General features: G+C 64.5%; 23 protein-coding genes. 19 read left to right on the top strand and 4 right to left on the bottom strand.

The window, feature by feature from the left end; all coding sequences use genetic code 11:
• The first annotated feature begins 1 nt into the window (after position 1).
• Together rplE and ABZX86_RS16985 are read left to right on the top strand one after the other, a co-directional pair.
• On the top strand, positions 2 to 568 hold the full coding sequence (gene rplE, locus ABZX86_RS16980) for a 50S ribosomal protein L5 (protein ID WP_153808456.1): 567 nt from the start codon (positions 2 to 4) through the stop codon (positions 566 to 568).
• Positions 569 to 570: 2 nt separating this feature from the next.
• Positions 571 to 756, top strand: a complete 186-nt coding sequence (locus tag ABZX86_RS16985) for a type Z 30S ribosomal protein S14 (protein ID WP_067695781.1) — start codon at positions 571 to 573, stop codon at positions 754 to 756.
• A 95-nt stretch (positions 757 to 851) separates the two neighbouring features.
• Here ABZX86_RS16985 and ABZX86_RS16990 read toward each other — a convergent pair whose 3' ends face one another.
• Complete coding sequence (locus tag ABZX86_RS16990; RefSeq protein ID WP_355124398.1) at positions 852 to 1,688, bottom strand: NAD(P)H-binding protein; 837 nt, start codon at positions 1,686 to 1,688, stop codon at positions 852 to 854.
• 64 nt (positions 1,689 to 1,752) lie between these two features.
• Between ABZX86_RS16990 and ABZX86_RS16995 the strand changes: the two genes are divergently transcribed.
• Positions 1,753 to 2,151, top strand: a complete 399-nt coding sequence (locus ABZX86_RS16995) for a helix-turn-helix domain-containing protein (protein WP_355124400.1) — start codon at positions 1,753 to 1,755, stop codon at positions 2,149 to 2,151.
• 29 nt (positions 2,152 to 2,180) lie between these two features.
• Positions 2,181 to 2,909 (top strand): NAD(P)/FAD-dependent oxidoreductase, encoded by a 729-nt coding sequence (locus tag ABZX86_RS17000; protein ID WP_355124402.1) that lies wholly within the window; start codon positions 2,181 to 2,183, stop codon positions 2,907 to 2,909.
• On the opposite strand, the gene ABZX86_RS17005 is transcribed toward ABZX86_RS17000, so the two are convergent.
• On the bottom strand, positions 2,825 to 3,439 hold the full coding sequence (locus tag ABZX86_RS17005; RefSeq protein WP_355124404.1) for a Uma2 family endonuclease: 615 nt from the start codon (positions 3,437 to 3,439) through the stop codon (positions 2,825 to 2,827). The genes ABZX86_RS17000 and ABZX86_RS17005 overlap by 85 nt on opposite strands.
• 308 nt (positions 3,440 to 3,747) lie before the next feature.
• On the opposite strand from ABZX86_RS17005, the gene rpsH reads away from it, so the two are divergent.
• From rpsH to ABZX86_RS17060, 11 genes are all read left to right on the top strand, one after another.
• Entirely contained in the window at positions 3,748 to 4,146 is a 399-nt protein-coding gene (gene rpsH, locus ABZX86_RS17010) for a 30S ribosomal protein S8 (RefSeq protein WP_327143707.1), read from the top strand.
• Between the two features lie 15 nt (positions 4,147 to 4,161).
• Positions 4,162 to 4,701: a 50S ribosomal protein L6 gene (gene rplF / locus ABZX86_RS17015; protein WP_355124406.1), complete on the top strand. Its 540-nt coding sequence runs from the start codon at positions 4,162 to 4,164 to the stop codon at positions 4,699 to 4,701.
• Positions 4,702 to 4,704: 3 nt separating this feature from the next.
• Positions 4,705 to 5,112, top strand: a complete 408-nt coding sequence (rplR, locus tag ABZX86_RS17020) for a 50S ribosomal protein L18 (protein WP_297616252.1) — start codon at positions 4,705 to 4,707, stop codon at positions 5,110 to 5,112.
• A gap of 31 nt (positions 5,113 to 5,143) precedes the next feature.
• The gene (rpsE, locus tag ABZX86_RS17025; RefSeq protein WP_355124408.1) at positions 5,144 to 5,794 is read left to right on the top strand and encodes a 30S ribosomal protein S5; all 651 of its coding nucleotides are present in this window, start codon (positions 5,144 to 5,146) and stop codon (positions 5,792 to 5,794) included.
• A 1-nt stretch (position 5,795) separates the two neighbouring features.
• On the top strand, positions 5,796 to 5,975 hold the full coding sequence (gene rpmD, locus ABZX86_RS17030; RefSeq protein WP_297616246.1) for a 50S ribosomal protein L30: 180 nt from the start codon (positions 5,796 to 5,798) through the stop codon (positions 5,973 to 5,975).
• Between the two features lie 3 nt (positions 5,976 to 5,978).
• A complete protein-coding gene (gene rplO, locus ABZX86_RS17035; RefSeq protein WP_327143709.1) occupies positions 5,979 to 6,422 on the top strand; it encodes a 50S ribosomal protein L15 in 444 nt (147 codons plus the stop codon).
• A 154-nt stretch (positions 6,423 to 6,576) separates the two neighbouring features.
• Positions 6,577 to 7,896 (top strand): preprotein translocase subunit SecY, encoded by a 1,320-nt coding sequence (gene secY / locus ABZX86_RS17040; protein ID WP_327143710.1) that lies wholly within the window; start codon positions 6,577 to 6,579, stop codon positions 7,894 to 7,896.
• Complete coding sequence (locus ABZX86_RS17045) at positions 7,893 to 8,438, top strand: adenylate kinase (protein ID WP_297616236.1); 546 nt, start codon at positions 7,893 to 7,895, stop codon at positions 8,436 to 8,438. The genes secY and ABZX86_RS17045 overlap by 4 nt, the downstream gene beginning before the upstream one ends.
• On the top strand, positions 8,439 to 9,239 hold the full coding sequence (gene map / locus ABZX86_RS17050) for a type I methionyl aminopeptidase (RefSeq protein WP_355124411.1): 801 nt from the start codon (positions 8,439 to 8,441) through the stop codon (positions 9,237 to 9,239).
• A 191-nt stretch (positions 9,240 to 9,430) separates the two neighbouring features.
• A complete protein-coding gene (locus ABZX86_RS17055) occupies positions 9,431 to 10,408 on the top strand; it encodes a DUF6585 family protein (protein ID WP_355124413.1) in 978 nt (325 codons plus the stop codon).
• A 9-nt stretch (positions 10,409 to 10,417) separates the two neighbouring features.
• Positions 10,418 to 10,576, top strand: coding sequence for a hypothetical protein (locus ABZX86_RS17060; protein WP_355124415.1), 159 nt, complete (start codon positions 10,418 to 10,420; stop codon positions 10,574 to 10,576).
• A gap of 27 nt (positions 10,577 to 10,603) precedes the next feature.
• On the opposite strand, the gene ABZX86_RS17065 is transcribed toward ABZX86_RS17060, so the two are convergent.
• Together ABZX86_RS17065 and dtd are read right to left on the bottom strand one after the other, a co-directional pair.
• Positions 10,604 to 11,203 (bottom strand): AAA family ATPase, encoded by a 600-nt coding sequence (locus ABZX86_RS17065; RefSeq protein WP_355124417.1) that lies wholly within the window; start codon positions 11,201 to 11,203, stop codon positions 10,604 to 10,606.
• 46 nt (positions 11,204 to 11,249) lie between these two features.
• Positions 11,250 to 11,693 carry a D-aminoacyl-tRNA deacylase gene (dtd, locus tag ABZX86_RS17070; protein WP_355124419.1) on the bottom strand — a complete coding sequence of 148 codons (444 nt, stop codon included), beginning with the start codon at positions 11,691 to 11,693 and terminating at the stop codon, positions 11,250 to 11,252.
• A gap of 124 nt (positions 11,694 to 11,817) precedes the next feature.
• On the opposite strand from dtd, the gene ABZX86_RS17075 reads away from it, so the two are divergent.
• The 4 genes from ABZX86_RS17075 (at position 11,818) to ABZX86_RS17090 (ending at position 15,533) form a co-directional block, all read left to right on the top strand.
• Entirely contained in the window at positions 11,818 to 13,773 is a 1,956-nt protein-coding gene (locus ABZX86_RS17075) for a hypothetical protein (protein ID WP_355124420.1), read from the top strand.
• On the top strand, positions 13,770 to 14,561 hold the full coding sequence (locus tag ABZX86_RS17080) for an ESX secretion-associated protein EspG (protein WP_355124422.1): 792 nt from the start codon (positions 13,770 to 13,772) through the stop codon (positions 14,559 to 14,561). The genes ABZX86_RS17075 and ABZX86_RS17080 overlap by 4 nt, the downstream gene beginning before the upstream one ends.
• A 155-nt stretch (positions 14,562 to 14,716) precedes the next feature.
• Positions 14,717 to 15,031, top strand: coding sequence for a hypothetical protein (locus ABZX86_RS17085; RefSeq protein WP_355124424.1), 315 nt, complete (start codon positions 14,717 to 14,719; stop codon positions 15,029 to 15,031).
• A 10-nt stretch (positions 15,032 to 15,041) separates the two neighbouring features.
• Complete coding sequence (locus tag ABZX86_RS17090; protein WP_355124426.1) at positions 15,042 to 15,533, top strand: YbaB/EbfC family nucleoid-associated protein; 492 nt, start codon at positions 15,042 to 15,044, stop codon at positions 15,531 to 15,533.
• Positions 15,534 to 15,540: the final 7 nt, after the last annotated feature.

The raw sequence follows: 15,540 nt of genomic DNA on the forward strand, positions 1-15,540 counted from the left end.
GATGACTTCTACTGAGAACAAGGTGCAGCCGCGCCTCAAGGCGCGCTACCGTGCCGAGATCAAGGACGCGCTGAACAGCGAGTTCAACTACGCCAACGTGATGCAGATCCCGGGCGTCGTCAAGGTCGTCGTGAACATGGGTGTCGGCGACGCCGCCCGTGACGCGAAGCTGATCAACGGCGCCGTCGCGGACCTGACCCTGATCACGGGCCAGAAGCCGGAAATCCGGAAGGCCACGAAGTCCATCGCGCAGTTCAAGCTGCGTGAGGGCATGCCGATCGGCGCGAAGGTCACCCTTCGTGGCGACCGCATGTGGGAGTTCCTGGATCGCCTGATCTCCATCGCGCTGCCCCGTATCCGCGACTTCCGCGGCCTTTCGCCGAAGCAGTTCGACGGCAACGGCAACTACACGTTCGGCCTGAGCGAGCAGTCGATGTTCCACGAGATCGACGTGGACCGCATCGACCGTCCGCGTGGTATGGACATCACCGTGGTGACGACCGCGACCAATAACGAAGAAGGCCGCGCCCTGCTCAAGCACCTCGGCTTCCCGTTCAAGGAGAACTGAGAATGGCCAAGAAAGCCCTCGTCAACAAGGCCAACGCCAAGCCGAAGTTCGCGGTGCGCGCCTACACCCGCTGCCAGCGCTGCGGCCGCCCGCACGCCGTCTACCGCAAGTTCGGCCTCTGCCGCATCTGCCTCCGTGAGATGGCCCACCGCGGCGAACTCCCGGGCGTGCACAAGTCCTCCTGGTGAGCTGAGCTCCCCTAGAGACTGACCGTTCTAAACCGCAGGCCCCCTCCCGAAGCAATTCGGAAGGGGGCCTGCGGTTTTCGCTATCCGCGCGGGGCTCAGCGGAAGTCGGCTGCGTGGTCGTGGGCCCATTGTGCGAAAGTGTGCGCGGGTCGTCGGGTGATCGCCTCGACGCTCGTCGGAACCGGTGAGGTGCCGGCACCGGCCTTCCATGCGGCCAGGATGCCGTCGGCGGCGATGGGCGGCAAGATTTTCAGTAGTTCCGTGCGGGCCTGGTTGGCGCCGACCTCTTCGATGACGATGTCGCGGCCTATGGCCTCGCCGATGTGACGCACCTGCTGCCGCAGGGGGAGTGCCTCGGGGCCGGACACCAGGTAGGAGCGACCCTCGTGGCCCGGGTCGGTCAGTGCGGTCACGGCGAGTGCCGCCAGGTCCTTCTCGTGGACGGGTGTCGTTCGCGCGTCCGGGTAGGGCAGGCGGACGATGCCATTCTCGCGAATGGTGCGCTGCCACAGCCACAGCGAGTTGGTGGCGAACATGCCGGGCCGGATGAATGTCCAGTCGAGACCGGACTTCTCGATGGCGGCTTCGACGATGGCGTGTACCTGTGCGATCGGGTCGAGCGTGGGGTCGCTCGTCACCACTGCCGCCGACGAGAGCAGTACCACGTGCCGCACCCCGGCGGATTCGGCAGCGGCGACGAATCCGTCGATCCCGTCCGGTTTGGCGTAGAGGAACACTCGTTGCGCGCCTTCGAGTGCGGCCGAAAGGGTTTCGGGGCGTTCGATATCCGCGGCGACCGCGTCCGCGCTCGGCGGGAAGCCTGCCGTGCTGAGGTCGCGGCTCGTCAAACGAACCGGCACACCCAGCGAATCAAGCCCTGCCGCAACATATTTGCCAACATTTCCACTGGCTCCGAAAACTACTGTCGTCATGGTCGGAGAGTAGGCGCCACGCACTTACCATTGGTACGGACATACCTCTGGGTAAGCTACTGAGGTGACGGCAAGCCCGCAGGTCCCGTATCGCGTATGGCAGGACACGAGTGATGCATTCAACAGCGACTGCCCCGTCCGGGAGGTGCTCGACCACATCACGAGCCGCTGGGGCGTCCTGATTCTGGCCGCCCTCACCCGCGGATCGATGCGATTCGCCGAACTGCACAAAATGATCGACGGAATCAGCGAGAAGATGCTGTCGCAGACATTGCGCATGCTCGTCCGGGACGGACTGGTGACACGCACCGTCGAACCGGTCACCCCGCCCCGGGTCCGCTACGAACTCACCGAACTCGGCGAGGGGCTCACCGTATCGCTGCAACCGTTCTTGGATTGGCTCTACCGGCACACGGCCGACATCGTGATGGCACAAAACCGGCACGACCGCGACGTCACGTAGCTCGAGAATGGAATTCCCGATCGCCCGCAATGGCTTTCAGCAATACTGTGATCCTGCGTGAGGATGTCGCCGAGGATCTGACCATCGAACTGAACGCTCCCGTGCGCCGAATAGAGCTGGACGACAACGGAGTCCGCGTCATGACTGCCGACACCGCCTTCGAGGCCGACAAGGTACTGGTCACCGTCCCGCTCGGGGTGCTCAAATCCGGTGACGTGGAATTCGACCCGCCTCTGCCGCAGGCCAAACAACAGGCTATGGACCGGCTCGGCTTCGGCACCCTCAACAAGATCGCCCTGCACTATCCCGAAAGGTTCTGGCCCGCAGAGCAATACGTCTTCGGCTACCTGTGCCGCGAGACCGATGGACACCCCACCGTGGTCATCAGCATGTGGAAGTCGCACGACAAGCCGATCCTGGTCCTCCTGCTGGGAGCGTCCCTGGGCCGCGCCCTGGAATCCTGGTCCGACCAGCAGGTGCACGATTACTCGACAACCGTGGTGCGCGATATCTTCGGCCCCGATGCCCCAGCACCCCAGCGTATTTCGCGCACAGCATGGTCATCGGATCCCTACGCCCGCGGTTCATATGCCGGCGTAGGCGTGGTCGCCTCTCCGTATGATTTCGACGCCGACGCCGAACCGGCTGGGGATCGGCGAGCCTGCCGGTCCGTCTATCCCCGTCGGGGCAGCCGGCTCTGCAGGTCGGAGAAGGTGATCGCCAAGGTTACGGGTTCGGTGAGAACCAGTGCGTTGTAATGTGTTTGACGTGTGACATAGCGGCACCCGGACCAATCGAGCCGGCATTCTTCGATCTCGGTGATCTGCTGCCAGTCCTTGGCGAAATGCACGATCAGGTAGACCGGGATTCCCTCTCGCGCATACAGTTCCCGCTTGATGCCGATATCCGTATCGACAGTGTCCGCTGAGGTAACCTCGACGACGAGAAGTGTTTGCTGGGCGACCTTTTGGACGTCGTACGGCCCATCGGCGCAGTCGCGCAGGATCAGATCCGGATATCGCACTCGAAGGCGGCGAGACTGATCAATCGGTTCCGCATCGGCGAGGCGCATCGGCGTATCGCTGTGCACCTCACGGCACGGTCCCTGTGGGTCGATCGCGTATTCGACAGCCGCTGCAAGTCGCCTGATGACGAGGTCGTGCTCCGGCGACTGTGCCATGGCAGTAATCAGCGTGCCGTCGTGGATCTCGGTGAAGGAGTCTGGCTGGCCTTCCAGGAACTCCTCCACGGAAACGAGGCGCACCGGCTCATCCTGCGGCGTCGACATGCTGATCACCCTACCGAGCCGATGCTTTTCACCGTTTCTGAACGCGGCCCGCTCCTCGCCACTTCGAAGCTGGTGCAGTGGGATCGGTTACCCCGATTTGGTCGCTGATCTGCCCTTGTCTACACTTGTGCGGTTGCCTGGGCACTTCTATGTCCGCATGCGTCTGCGTGTGGCTTGCTTCCAGGCACAAGCGAATGATCCGGTCGAGCGATCTCGACCGGACCGCCCCGAATTGTCGTAGGCCCACGACCGCCGATCTCTGACGGTGCTGAATGGGAACCGCGGCGAGAAAGGTACCGGTCAAACACATGACCATGACTGACCCAATCGCAGACTTCTTGACCCGTCTGCGCAACGCCAATTCGGCGTACCACGACCAGGTGAAGGCTCCGCACTCGAAGATCAAGGTGAACATCGCCGAGATCCTCAAGCGTGAGGGCTACATCGCCGACTACCGCATCGAAGATGCGACCGTCGGCAAGGCGCTTGTCGTCGACCTCAAGTACGGCCCGAGCCGTGAGCGCAGCCTTCAGGGTGTGCGTCGCGTTTCCAAGCCGGGTCTGCGCGTGTACGCGAAGTCCACCAACCTGCCCAAGGTGCTCGGCGGCCTCGGCGTGGCGATCATCTCCACGTCCGCTGGTCTGCTCACGGACCGTCAGGCCAAGCAGCAGAGTGTAGGCGGGGAAGTCCTCGCCTACGTCTGGTAAGGGAGGTAGGAACCAATGTCGCGTATCGGTAAGAAGCCGATTCCCGTTCCCGCCGGCGTCGAGATCACCATCGACGGCCAGAACGTCGCGGTCAAGGGCCCGAAGGGCACCCTGACGCACGTGGTCGCCGAGCCGATCGTCGTCACCAAGGCGGAGTCCGGTGAGCTCGAGGTCGTTCGTCCGAACGACGAGCGTCAGAACCGCTCGCTGCACGGCCTGACCCGCACCCTGATCGCCAACATGATCGTCGGTGTGACCACAGGCTACGAAAAGAAGATGGAAATCTTCGGCGTCGGTTACCGCGTGCAGGCCAAGGGCTCGAACCTCGAGTTCGCCCTGGGCTACAGCCACGCTGTCCCGATCGAGGCTCCTGAGGGCATCACCTTCGCGGTCGAGGCTCCCACCAAGTTCTCGGTGTCGGGCATCGACAAGCAGAAGGTCGGCCAGATCGCAGCGGTTATTCACGGCCTGCGCAAGCCCGACCCGTACAAGGGCAAGGGCATCCGCTACGCCGGCGAGGTCGTTCGCCGCAAGGTCGGAAAGACGGGTAAGTAAGCAATGGCACAAACAGCAAACCAGAAGGCTCGGCGTAAGCCGGTCGGTACGGATGCCTCGACCGCGCGTCGTCTCTCCAAGACGCGCCGCCACTTCCGTCTCCGTAAGAAGATCGAAGGAACCACCGTGCGCCCGCGCCTGGTGGTCAACCGCTCTGCGCGCCACATCCACGCTCAGCTGATCGACGACTCGGTGGGTAAGACCATCGCGTTCGCCTCGACCACCGAAGCCGATGTGCGTGCCGCCGAGGGTGACAAGTCCGCCAAGGGCGCCAAGGTCGGCGAGCTCATCGCCGCCCGCGCCAAGGCTGCCGGCATCGAAGCCGTCGTGTTCGACCGTGGTGGTCACGACTACCACGGCCGTATCGCGGCGCTCGCGGATGCCGCCCGTGAAGGTGGGCTGAAGTTCTGATGATCAACTCTGCGAACGGAAGGAACGTCTGATGCCGGGACGTCAACGGCGTGACGGCGGAAACAACGGTCCCGCCGGAAACAACAATGCTGGTCCCAACGCCGGCGGCAATGACCGCGACAACCGTGGCCGTGGCCGCGGTGGCCGCGATCAGGCCCCTGCCGAGAAGACCAACCAGCTCGAGCGCGTAGTCGCGATCAACCGCGTCTCCAAGGTCGTGAAGGGTGGTCGTCGCTTCAGCTTCACCGCCCTCGTGATCGTCGGTGACGGCAACGGTCTGGTCGGCGTCGGCTACGGCAAGGCCAAGGAAGTTCCCGCGGCCATCCAGAAGGGTGTCGAGGAGGCTCGTAAGAGCTTCTTCCGCGTTCCGATGATCGGCTCCACCATCGTCCACCCGGTTCAGGGTGAGGCGGCGGCCGGTGTGGTCATGCTGCGTCCGGCTTCGCCCGGTACCGGTGTGATCGCCGGTGGCGCGGCGCGTGCCGTGCTGGAGTGCGCTGGCATCCACGACATTCTGGCGAAGTCGCTCGGTAGCGATAACGCCATCAACGTTGTGCACGCCACCGTTGCTGCCCTCAAGATGCTGCAGCGCCCGGAGGAGGTGGCCGCTCGTCGTGGTCTGCCCCTCGAGGATGTGGCACCTGCGGGCATGCTGCGTGCGCGTGCGGGACAGGGAGTCTGACATGGCAGATCTCAAGGTGACCCAAACTAAGAGCTCCATTGGCGCCCTGCGGAACCAGCGCGAGTCGCTGCGGACCCTCGGCCTGCGTGGCATTCGCCAGGAAGTTGTCCGTGAGGACAATGCGCAGAACCGTGGTCTGATCAACGTCGTGCGCCACCTCGTTCAGGTTGAGGAGGTTTAACGCATGACCATCAAGTTGCACCACCTGCGTCCTGCCCCCGGTTCCAAGACCGAGAAGACCCGTCTGGGTCGCGGTGAAGGTTCCAAGGGTAAGACCGCGGGCCGCGGTACCAAGGGTACGAAGGCTCGCAAGAATGTTCCGGTCCGCTTCGAGGGTGGACAGATGCCGCTGCATATGCGTCTGCCCAAGCTCAAGGGCTTCAAGAACCCGTTCCGCACCGAGTACCAGGTCGTGAACGTGTCCGATATCGCCCGCGTGTTCCCCGAGGGCGGCACCATCGGCAAGGCCGAGCTCGTCGCCTCGGGTCTCGTTCGCAAGAACGAGCTCGTGAAGGTGCTCGGCGAGGGCGAAATCGGTGTGGCCGTTCAGGTCTCCGCCGATAAGTTCTCCGGTTCCGCCACGGCGAAGATCGCCGCGGCCGGTGGCACTGCCACCGCACTGGCCTGACGGTAACCTGAAACAGCAGAGACACCGGACGAGTCGCGAGCTCGTCCGGTGTCACTGTTAGAGTTCAGTTGTTGTCTGCCAACACCGTCATGGGGATTCGGCGTTTCCGTCGTTGTAGCCATGGCCTGACCTATGTCGTTCGCCAGGAGGATCTGTGCTTTCCGCCTTCGTGTCGGCTTTCCGGACCCCGGACTTACGGCGGAAGATTCTCTTCACGCTGGGGCTGATCGCCCTCTACCGGCTGGGTGCGTCTCTGCCCTCCCCGGGCGTCAGTTACAAAAATGTCCAAGACTGTGTGGCGCTGGTCAACGGCGGGGATTCCGCCGGCATCTATCAGCTCATCAATCTCTTCTCCGGCGGCGCGCTACTGCAGCTTTCCGTGTTCGCGATCGGCATCATGCCGTACATCACCGCGAGCATCATTATCCAGCTGCTGACCGTTGTGATCCCGCGGTTCGAGGAACTGCGAAAAGAAGGCCAATCGGGTCAGAACAAGATGACCCAGTACACCCGCTATCTGGCGGTCGCGCTGGCGATCCTGCAGTCGACCGGTCTGGTCGCGCTGGCTTCCCGCGGTCAGCTGCTGCGCGGGTGCCCCAAAGACATTCTCGACGACACCTCCGTCTTCGGCATGATCATCATCGTGCTGGTCATGACCGCTGGTGCGTCCCTGGTCATGTGGTTCGGCGAGCAGATCACCGAGCGCGGTGTCGGTAACGGCATGTCGCTCTTGATCTTCGCCGGTATCGCCGCTCGTATCCCGTCCGAGGGCAAGACGATCTACGACGGCCGCGGCTGGGGAGTCACCGCCATGGTGGCCGCCGCCGCACTCGTGGTGATCGTCGGCGTCATCTTCGTGGAGCAGGGCCAGCGCCGAATTCCGGTGCAATACGCCAAGCGCGTGGTGGGCCGGAAGATGTACGGCGGTTCGTCGACCTATCTGCCGCTGAAGGTCAATCAGGCCGGTGTCATCCCGGTGATCTTCGCGTCCTCTCTGCTCTATCTGCCGAACCTGTTGGCGCAGTTGACCCAGAAGAATTCGGGCAATCCCGCCGAGTGGCAGCAGCTCATCCAGAAGTATCTGGTCAATCCGAGCAACCCGGTGTACGTCGCGATCTACTTCGCGCTCATCGTGTTCTTCACCTACTTCTATGTCGCGATCACCTTCAACCCGGAGGAACGCGCGGACGAAATGAAGAAGTTCGGTGGCTTCATCCCCGGCTATCGCCCGGGTAAGCCCACCGCGGACTACCTCAACTACGTCCTCAGCCGGATCACCCTGCCCGGTTCGATCTACCTCGGTGCTGTCGCCGTACTGCCGAACCTGCTGCTGGGTCTCGGCACCAACACCGGCGTACAGAGCCTGCCGTTCGGTGGCACCGCGGTGTTGATCATTGTGAGCGTCGGCCTCGATACGGTGAAACAGATCGAGAGCCAGTTGATGAATCGAAATTACGAAGGGTTCCTCAAGTGAGAGTTGTTCTGCTCGGGCCGCCCGGTGCCGGCAAAGGCACCCAGGCCGTTCTACTGTCGGAAAAGCTGGGTGTACCGCACATCTCCACCGGGGATCTGTTCCGCGCGAACATCAGCCAGCAGACTCCGCTGGGCCGCGAAGCCCAGAAGTACATGGACGCAGGCGATCTGGTTCCCAGCGATGTGACCAACCGTATGGTCGAGGCCCGCATCGCCGAGCCGGACGCCACCAACGGCTTTGTGCTGGACGGCTATCCGCGCACCGTGGATCAGGCCGATGCCCTGGAGCGCATGCTCAAGGAGTCGAACCTGGCGATCGACGCCGTGATCTGCTTCGTGGTTCCCGAGGACGTCGTGGTCGAGCGCATGCTGGCCCGCGGCCGTGGCGACGACACCGAGGAGACCATCCGCAACCGCATGCGTGTGTACCGCGAGGAGACCGAACCGCTGCTCGATCACTATGACGGCCTGGTCGTCACGGTGGAGGGCGTCGGCGAGATCGAAGACGTGAACACGCGCGCACTCGCGGCGCTGGGTCGCTGAATGGTCTTCGGCCGTAAGAACAAGAAGGTGGTGCCGTTCCGCACCGCCGGTGAACTGGACGCCATGGCGGCGGCCGGCGCTATCGTCGGCCGTGCCCTGGTGGCAGTGCGTGCCGCCGCCAAGCCTGGGGTTTCCACCCTGGAATTGGACGAGGTCGCCGAACAGCTCATCCGCGAATCCGGAGCCGTCCCCTCGTTCAAGGGCTATCACGGGTTCCCGGGGTCGATCTGCTCCTCGGTGAACGATCGCGTCGTGCACGGCATCCCGTCCAAGGACGATGTGCTGGCCGAGGGCGATCTGGTCTCCATCGACTGCGGCGCGATTCTCGAAGGCTGGCACGGCGATTCGGCGTGGACCTTCGGTGTGGGAAACATTATCGAGGCCGATCGCCTGCTCAGTGAGGCGACCAAGCTCTCGATGGAAGCGGGCATCGCGGTCATGCTTCCCGGCAATCGATTGACGGATGTGTCACACGCCATCGAGCTAGGCACCTATGCCGCGGCGGCCGATCACGGTCGCTCCTACGGCATTGTCGACGGCTACGGCGGTCACGCCATCGGCCGCGAAATGCATATGGATCCGTTCCTGCCCAATGAGGGCGCGCCCGGTAAGGGCCCGCAGCTCGTGGTCGGTTCGGTCCTGGCCATCGAGCCCATGCTCACCCTCGGCACCACGGAAACCAAGACCCTGGACGACGATTGGACCGTCGTCACCACCGACGGCACCCGCGCCGCCCACTGGGAGCACACGGTTGCCGTCACCGAGGACGGCCCGCGCATCCTGACCCTCCGCCCGGAGTAGTCACCCGCGCAACCACTTCCGCACCCGCCCCGGCTCAGCCGAGGCGGGTGCGTTCGTCTGTGCCCCTGCTGATTTCGTCGGCACGGACCCGAACCAGTTTCAGTCGCGCGTGGTGAAACAGTGCTGTTCCTTTTGCGGAGGCTACGCGGGCCGGATAGTTTGGGCCCGAATGTGATCGACCGAGGAGGGGCATGTCCGGCGATGCCAGCGGCGCGAACCGTGATCCGGAACGGTTGCGGCGCATTGCCGAGACGGCCCAGGTCCATGGTCTCGGCAGGCACCGCAGGGGTTATCCCGCGGCGAAAGGTGATGCGCGGCTTGATCTGTACGAGAACGGCTGCACCGTCATCGTCGGCAGGGATGTGCGGGTAGCGCGCTACGACTCGACCGAGGTGCGGCAGAAGATCGTTCGCATGCACCGCAACGGTGTCCACACGCACACCTCGTACGAGTATCGGATCATCGATACCCGTGGTGCGGAGCTGAAGGTGACCGAGGCGATCACGGGTCCGGGGGAGTGGGGCCCGCAATTGGTGGAGGCCGTCGCCGTGCGGCAGGCCGGCGGTGCGAGCGATGCCGTGCGGGCTGGTCATCGGGTGCAGTTCGGGCCGTGGTGGATCTCCGCGTACGAGGTCGGGGCCGGCCGGAAAACCCTTGCCCTGCAGGAGCTTCGCGCCTTCCGCGTGCACCAGGGCCAGGCGGTCATCGAAGCCGGTGCGCAGACCCGCGTCACCCAGGGCATCGATGAGATTCCCAATTTCCCGGTGTTCCGGCACCTGCTCCGGCAGGTTCGCCCGGACCTGCCGGAGTCGGCGGGCAGGGTTTTCGGCCGTCGGCGCATGGTGCGCCAAATGAATCAGCTGATCGCCGTCGCCGCGGTGGCCGCCTTCGGTCTGGCCTGCATGGTCGGCTGGCCGGTGCAGCAGGCGGAGTTGTGCGGAAAGCTGTCCAGACTACAGGCGGCGCGGTCCGAATTGACCGGTCAGCTCAAGGATTTGCGCAATGCGGCGGCGAACTATCGCGGCGCCGACCAGGATGGCGTCCGCGCCGACAGCGATAAGCTGGGCAAATTCACCTCCTCCGGATTCCACTGGCTGAAAGCGCAGGATCTGGACGGGGCGACCACCTCGATTCGCACTGTCTGCCAGGCGAATTCGTTCTCGAAGTAGGCCGCACAGATGAACCGTGATTGCCAGAGCCTGCTGCTGGGCGCCGGCACCCTGATTCTCGGCATTCTGGCCATGGTCCTGACCACCAGCTGGATATGGCCGATCGTCATTCTCGTGCTCGGCATCATCGGCCTGGTCCTCGCCCTGATCACCCCGGCCCGAGATTGAGCACTGATGAACTGAGCACCGAGGAACTCAGCCGAACCGAATGTGCTTGACCCCGACCAGCGCCCGCCGCAGCCGCGTGCGCACCGGGCCATCGGCATCGGGCAGCAGACTCAATCCGCTGGAGGCGGCAATACGGTCGGCCACATCGGCGATATCGATGGAGTCGGTGTGAATATGCTCGGCGAATTCCGGTTCTCGCAGGTTGTTCAGACATCGATCCACCTGCCCCACCGCGAAGCTCTCGTGCCGCAGCCCGAACAGCGACCGTTCGCGCAGTCTCCGCAGTACGGTCTCTCGTTCGGCGAGCAGGGTGAAATGCCGTACGTCGTGGCCCTTTTCGCGTAGCCGCCCCACGGTTTCGGCGAAGTAGGCCGGTTCCACCACGGTCATGGGCGCGATCACCGGCCCGATGTGTTTGCGGAGCACGATGTCCAGCACCTCGAATACGCCCTGCCGCCAGGCCGGCAGATTCTGGAAGTCCTCCCGCAATTGTTTGGGCATGGTCCGATGCAGTCCGAACCCCACCATCTCCGGATCGCAGATCACACTCCCCGGCAGTCGCCGCAGCAATTCGTGCGCGGTCTGTGTCTTACCGCCTCCGAACGGCCCATTGATCCACAGCAGCATGCCCGCCACCCTAGCGACGCCCGGGCGCGGCCGCCGTTCGCGCAGTTCAGCCTTCGAGTAGCAGTGTCACGGGCCCATCATTGATCAGCTCCACATGCATATGCGCCCCGAAGCGCCCGGTCGCCACCGTGGCTCCCAGTTCGCGCAGGGTGGCCGCGAACACCTCGACCAGTGGTTCGGCGACCGCACCGGGCGCCGCCGCATTCCATGAGGGCCGCCGCCCCTTGGCGGTGTCGGCGTAGAGCGTGAACTGGCTGATCACCAGAATCGGCGCACCCAGATCAGCGGCCGACCGTTCCCCGTCTAGTATGCGCAGCCGGAACAGTTTGTCGGCCAATGCCTTCGCAGTGGCGTCGCTGTCACCGTGCGTCACTCCGACCAGCGCGACCAGCCCGTGCGGCGCGCCGTGTGCGGCCGGATCGATCCGCCCCACGACCTCATCGCCGACCGTCACCTGCGCCGAACTCACCCGCTGCACCAGTACTCGCACGACTGCAGATCTTCGCAGATGATGTTTCTCAGACGTTGAATTTCCTTGCGCGCCATCGGTAGTTTACGAACGTACGGTGTGCTGGCAGGCACAGCTGAAACGGGCGGAGCGGCAGTAATTACCGATGGCACCTGACATTAAAGACCTCACGGCATGGGCGGGCCTGCGAACGTCGGCGGGGGCGTCCGCGGACCCCCTGCTCTTCGATCCCAAGGCGGCCACACAGGCGATTCAGGCGTGCGCCGACATGGTGGGCGCCATGCGCAAGTTCCGCAAGATGGCCACCGACGGCAAGCTCAACAGTATGGATCCGATCGGCGATCTGACCTCCGGCTCGCTGCTCGCCGCGGCGTACAGCAATCACGGCACCGAGTTGCTGGATTCGATCGACGCCCACATCACGATCCTGACGGATATGGCGGAGACGTTCCGGGCGGCGTCCAAGTCGTACCTGGCGGCGGACAATGCCTCGAAGGAGGCGTTCCAGGCCGCGGACCTGGACAAGATCCAGATGCCCACGACTCCGGCGGCGCTGGACTACAAGGCGCCGCAGAAGTCGGCGCCGGGCGCCTACGAGGAGCAGAGCCTGCCCAAGGGACTCCAGAACTATTCGGGCGCCAAGGAATCCGTGCCTATTCACCTGGAGAACAAGGATTCGATGAGCTGGGAACAGCTCTACGACCTGGGGCAGTCACTGGCTCCCGATACGTATTCCAATGCGGGCGAGCTGTGGAAGTCGATGTCCGGCTGGGTGGATGACAAACTCGGCACGTTCGGGAACCAGATGCAGTCGCTCAACAAGGACTGGTCGGGCGGGGGCTTCGACAAGGCGCAGGCGGCGATCACGGCCTATGCCGGACAGGTCGAGCCGCTCCGGAACACCATGGAACTGCTGGGCGAGAGCATGCATTACACCTCGGCCTGGATGTCCTCCACGAAGTTCTCCATGCCGACACAGCGCAAGCAGCCGTGGAATTGCGATAAGAGTGGGGCACTGCACGATGAGCAGCACTACTTCGATCGCGACTACCTGCAGCCGCTGAAGGCGACGGCGGCGGTGATTCCGGTGGTGTCGAATCCGATTCCGGTAGCCAAGCCCGCGATGATTCCAGCGAACGATCCGGGCAAGGATCCAGGGAAAGATCCAGGGAAAGATCCGGGCAAGGATCCGGGGAAAGATCCGGGGAAAGATCCAGGCACGGACCCGGGGAAAGATCCCGGAACGAACCCCGGGAAGGATCCGGGCACAAATCCCGGTGCCAATCCTGGTGCGGGCCCGGGAACTTCACCCGGCTCCTCGCCGAAGTCGAACGTAGCCGCGCCGAAGCTCCCGGCCAGCCTCGCGTCCGACCCGAATGCCAATCCGGCCGCGACGACCGACCCGAACGCCGCGCAGCCGCAGGCCTCCGTTCCCGCCTACACGAATCCGGCGGCGACCACACCGGCGGCGACGGCGACCCCGGTGTCCGCCGGTACCTCGACCTCGGACAGCGGCCAGGGCCTCTCGACGCTCACCAGTCTGCTGGGCACACTGGCGAGCGCGGGATCGACCGTGATGCAGCAGCTTCCGACGCTGCTCACACAGCTCGACTCCGCGCTGCAGACGGGCAATACCTCCGAGCTCTCGCAATTGCTCGGGGTGTCCCAGGACAAGGTGACGGCGGCGCTCGCGCAGATTCAACAGTCGCCCGACAAGCTGGCCGAGTTGTCGCAGCTGATGGGCCTGACGTCCGCGCCGGATGCCGCGGTGCCCGCCGCGGGACTGCCCGCCGACGTCACGTCCTCCGGTGCCGCGCTGGCGACGCCCGACGCGGCACAGGTGACGGGCACACCCTCGCTGACCAATCTCTTCCCGCGCGCGGGCATTGACGGCAGCCTGGTGCAGCCGGTTTTCGGTGTGACAGCGGGGCTTTCGGACGGCGTCCTGTCCGATTCCGTGACATCGGGTGCGGATGCGGAAGTACAGCCGGTCGATTTCCTCAGTGCCCTGACCCATATCGGTGAGGCGCCGGCTCCTCTCGGTGAGGCGTCGGCTCCTCTCGGTGAGGCGCCGGCCGACATCCCGGCGGTCGAGGCATGAGGTGGGAGTTCACCGACGTCGAATTCAAGGTGCTGTGCAATCGGTACCGGTCCGGGGCGATGCCCTCGCCTTTCCTGTACCTCAGTCGCACACCGCTGCTCGACGACTATCTGCGTGAGCTCGCGGAGATCGGAGACGGTCTCGACGAGCGGCTGGAGCCGGGTTTCGCCGCCGTATTCGAGACGGTCGCGCGCCCGGAAGTCTTTGTCGGCATGCACGGCTGGCGGGACAGCGATATCGACAATCCGAAAACGCACCTGCGGGTGCACGGGGTGCGGAGTGGCAGGCGGGCCTGCGTCCTCACGCAGCAGCCGGGTGAAACGGTGGATCACGGTGGGGCGGTGACGATGATCGAATGCGAGCCGGAGGAGCTTCCCGGCCTCCTGGTCGCCCAGCTGCCCGAGGTCGAGGCCGGGCGTTTGCCCGAGATCTCGATCGTGACCGAACCGCCCGAACCCGATCCGTACGCGAATTCCCGCTCGGCGGCGTTCGACAGTTTCGACGACACCACCGAAAGCCGCAGTCTCACTTTCCTGTCCACGCCCGCCGAACTGACCGGCGCCCTGCAGATCCTGCAGGGCCGCTCCAAGTACGGTCCGCGCGGCATCGCGGAATCGACCGTGGTGTGGCGTGATCTGCCGGGCGACGGCCGCTATCTCATCGACCTGGACAGCCCGGCGCGCTCGGCGGTCGGGGTGACCACCCGCCGGTTCGCCGATCACATCGAGCGGACCATCGACCGGATTCTGTGGCATATGGAAGCCCGGGGCGAAGAAGAAGAGCACTGAGGGGCGGTCGGCGCCGCCCCGGCTCTATGTGCCGAAAGAGGTTCTGCCTCCGGATCGAATCGGCACTCTCCGTTCATATTCCGGCAACTGTCAGGTTGCCGAGGCCTGAAAAGGTCGGCATGCCCGCAGTACCTGTCCGAGTTCTGGAGGTTCTCATGGCTGACCGGCTGACGGCCTACACGGACCTGCTGCGCACCGCGGCGGGGAAGACGGCTGCGGTGCAGGACGGTATCCAGCAGGTGGTGAACACCCTGGTGAGCTCCAGTGATTCGCGCGGGGAGCCGTGGGGCGACGATTCGCTGGGGAACCAGTTCGCCAACGGCGCCAACGGTTACCTCACGAGCAAGACGAACATTCTCGAGGGTGCGAACAATATGTCCGGTACCTTCGGCAATTTCTCACAGGGCCAGTTGGACGCGGTGACCGAGCTGACCAATATGGACCACGGCAACGCCGCCGGGCTCGAGTGAGTCTGCCGCGGTGACAAACGAATTCGCCCAGGCGGATCTGAACTCGATCCTCGAGGATTTCGCGGATCAGATGCGCACCATCACCCGCCTGCAGCAGCAGCGTGCCGCGCTGACCGCCTCCGCCACCGTGCGCGGCAAGCGGGTCACGGTGACGGTGAACGCGGAAGGCACCGTGATCGAGACCCGTTTCCGTTCCGGCATCGAGGATCTCGACTATCCGGAAATCGCGAAGGCGGTCACCGAGGCCGCCCAGCAGGCCGCCGCCGAGGTGGCACGCCTGAGCGCGGAACTCATGGCGCCGGTGTCGCAGAACCGCAAACGCCTGCCCAAGCTGACCGATCTGATTCCGGGGATGCCGGATCTGAGCAGTGAGCTGGTGGCGCCGCCGCCCCCGGTGATCTCCACCGCTCCGCCGGGTTCGGCTGAACGTGTTGCGGGGCAACAGAATTCCGGCGAATCAGGAGTGAGCCCGCGCGGCGGGGCGATCGACTCCGGATGGTGACCGGCCT

Source organism: Nocardia sp. NPDC006630 (assembly GCF_040611495.1).
Taxonomy (GTDB): domain Bacteria; phylum Actinomycetota; class Actinomycetes; order Mycobacteriales; family Mycobacteriaceae; genus Nocardia.